This window comes from Eudoraea sp., from assembly GCF_049669105.1.
Taxonomy (GTDB): Bacteria; Bacteroidota; Bacteroidia; order Flavobacteriales; family Flavobacteriaceae; genus Eudoraea.
This window is the reverse complement of sequence record NZ_JBATKE010000092.1, coordinates 1-3,229: the sequence shown is the minus strand read 5'-3', so window position 1 is coordinate 3,229 and position 3,229 is coordinate 1. Positions and strand designations below refer to the sequence as shown.

Genomic DNA, 3,229 nt, shown 5'->3' with positions numbered 1-3,229 from the left:
TTTTTTATCCATTTTTATAGAAGTAAAGCTAAGTGACACCAGGCCAAGGACCGCCGTGATTAAAAGTATTTTAGTTTTCATAAATAAAATTTTTGTAAGATAAAGAAAAGCAGGAAACTTTTGTATTTTGAGCTATAATTCATATAAATTCTAAGCTTGAATTACGAAATACTTTCCGCCTTTATCCTGGCAACGGCTGCCCTGGCAATAGCACCGGGACCCGATAATATTTATGTCTTAACACAAAGTATATCCAATGGTATAAAATATGGCCTTTCAACCACCGCCGGACTAATTACAGGATGTATTGTCCATACTACTTTCCTGGCATTTGGTGTCTCAGTACTCATTAAGGAAAACGATCAGATATTTTTTGTTGTTAAACTATTTGGAGCTTTTTATTTATTTTACCTGGCTTATAAGGTATACCGTAATAGGGCGCATATTACTTTAGATAATACAGAGATTCCTAAAAAGTCCTTAAGTCAATTATTCAGACAGGGTTTTATTATGAATGTACTCAATCCGAAGGTTACTATTTTCTTTCTTGCTTTTTTTCCCGGCTTCCTTTTCAGCGAAGATTTGAATACAGTAATTCAATTTTATGTTCTTGGTTTATTATTTATGATAGTTACATTCATCATTTTTTCTTCTATTGCACTGCTTTCCGGGGCTATTGCACAACAAATAAAAAAGCATTCTGGTATTGAATTATTTCTCAGGTGGTTACAAATAGTTGTCTTTTCCGGTATCGGAATCTTCCTGTTGTTTTCGGATAATTAATGCTAATTTTGGTAAATACTAGATTCACCGTATGCCCGAAAAAGTGAAGATTATTGAATGCCCAAGAGATGCTATGCAAGGCATTAAAAGCTTTATTCCTACAGAAAGGAAAATAGCTTACATTCAGTCACTACTGGGTTGTGGCTTTGACACTATAGATTTTGGTAGTTTTGTATCTCCAAGGGCCATTCCGCAAATGGCCGATACTGCTGAGGTGCTTTCAAGATTAGATCTTTCCAAATCAAAGAGCAAGTTATTGGCTATTGTGGCTAATGTTCGCGGCGCAAATGATGCAAGTATATACCCAGCAATTGATTATTTGGGATATCCTTTTTCTATTTCTGAAAACTTTCAAATGCGGAACACGCATAAAACCATTGCACAATCCATAGATGTTCTGAGTGAGATTCTTGAAATAGCCAATGCAACTAACAAAGAAGTAGTTACTTATCTCTCCATGGGATTCGGCAATCCATATGGTGATCCATGGAGTGTAGAAGTTGTTGGAGAATGGGCAGAAAAATTGGCAAATATGGGAGCTCGGATACTATCCTTGTCTGATACAGTTGGGACCTCTACCCCTGAGGATATAAACTATTTATTTTCACATTTAATTCCTAAATACCCCAATGTTGAATTTGGAGCCCATTTGCATACAACACCAAGCAGATGGTATGAAAAAGTAAATGCTGCATATAAAGCTGGTTGTCGAAGGTTTGATGGCGCCATACAGGGGTTTGGGGGTTGTCCAATGGCCAAGGATGAATTAACCGGAAATATGCCTACTGAGAAAATGTTGTCTTATTTTACCGAAAACAAAATAGATACCGGAGTCCAATGGATGGTTTTCGAAGCAGCACATAATAAGGCCTCCGAGCTGTTTTCCAAATATCAATAAAGGTCTGCACAAGAATTGCCTATTGCTAGTATAACTCTCTTTATAAACCCTTATTTAATATCTCAGGAAGATCCCAATAAAAGCTCCAAAAGGATGACCGGGGCGCAAACCTGCAGGAACACGGGATACAGCATATGTCTCATCCAATAGATTAATGATTCTTCCATTAATACTGAAATGATCATTAAGATGATACTTTGCTGAAAAATCTACTACAAAACTAGATGGTACTAATTCATTGGCAGGAATACTACCACTTCCGGCTTTGGTTCTAAAGGCGCCATTGTATCTTCCGCTGAGATTTAATTCATAGGAAGGGTGCTCCAAAGAAATCAAGACATTAAACTGATGTTTGGGGATATAAGGCATTTCATCACCCTTAGTAACTTCTCCCCAGATATCATTGGGACTATCAAAACTACTTCTGAATTCTGCATTGGTGAGAGTATAAGCAAAAGTTATGGGAAGCCTTAGCTTCTTGTGGTTATTTAAGGCATTGTAATTTAATAAGACTTCTAACCCTGTCACATTTACTTCTCCGGCATTGAATTGTTCCAAACTACCAGTACCTCCGGTAGCAGCCAGGTCACTTCCTAAAAGATTGCTGTAGTCATTAAAAAACCCTACGAGTTCTCCCGAAAAGTTTCCCAGTGTAAACCGGGATCCTAATTCATAATTGACACTTTCTTCCGGCTGTTCACCTTCTTTGCTCGTTGGAGGAGAAAACCCTTTGTGAATACCTCCAAAAATAGATATCTGGTTGAAATTATAATTCAAACCCATCCCTGGAATCCAGACGTTGACTTGGTTTTCACGGGTAGAGAGGTCAATGCCCTGACGCGAGACATCATTCTTACCATAGTCTTTTCGTCCCAGGGAAATAGACTCATACCTTAATCCTGGGGTAACAGTAAGGTTTCTGTATTTAAGTTTATATAATAAATAACTGGAGAAGGCATTAGCATCGCTAATCCGATTGGCATCAGTGCCTGGGGTTCCCGCGGTAGTTAGGTTCATAATACCATTGTTAATCCCATAGCCATCAACCCATTGAAATCTGTCTTCCTGGTCATAATGAAAACGAGCACCCAATTCCAGATCATGAAAGGTATTATCGCCACTCCAATGGTAGTCAAACTTCGTCTGAATACCTTGGGAAACATATTTTCTGTTATTGGCTTTTACTAATAAGGCATCGGCTGCCGCATCCTGATTACCGGAGATAACGTTGTAATATTCCTCATTAGTTATGGGGTTTTCAAGAATATTTGCAATACCCTTGCGGTCTCCATTTAGTGTTACGGCGTCTAGTTTATACCAGTTTCGGCTAAATCCATTGTAATAGGCTGTAGTTGTGATATGGAAATAATCGCTGAAATCCAACACATAGGTAGTCGATATCTGAATATGATCATTGACCATTTCATCTTCCTGAGACCCCGCATATCTCCTAAATGGCGTATTTTCAAAATCATTATCTGTAAGGCCAACATAAGTTTCATTGGATTCCTCATCAGAATATTGAAATTTCAGGTCCAGAATATGCTT

General features: G+C 38.0%; 3 protein-coding genes. 2 read left to right on the top strand and 1 reads right to left on the bottom strand.

What is annotated here, in order from left to right; all coding sequences use genetic code 11:
• Nucleotides 1-156 precede the first annotated feature (156 nt).
• Nucleotides 157-783: a LysE family translocator gene (locus WBM60_RS07860; RefSeq protein WP_424259796.1), complete on the top strand. Its 627-nt coding sequence runs from the start codon at nt 157-159 to the stop codon at nt 781-783.
• A 31-nt stretch (nt 784-814) separates the two neighbouring features.
• A complete protein-coding gene (locus WBM60_RS07855) occupies nt 815-1,681 on the top strand; it encodes a hydroxymethylglutaryl-CoA lyase (protein ID WP_424259795.1) in 867 nt (288 codons plus the stop codon).
• Nucleotides 1,682-1,735: 54 nt separating this feature from the next.
• Here the strand turns inward: WBM60_RS07855 and WBM60_RS07850 are convergent.
• The coding region (locus WBM60_RS07850) for a TonB-dependent receptor family protein (protein WP_424282944.1) at nt 1,736-3,229 on the bottom strand (1,494 nt) is incomplete at its 5' end.

Bases quoted from the DNA above. Each gene is read 5' to 3' on its own strand.
- WBM60_RS07855 (WP_424259795.1), top strand. From the start codon at position 815: ATGCCCGAAAAAGTGAAGATTATTGAATGCCCAAGAGATGCTATGCAA.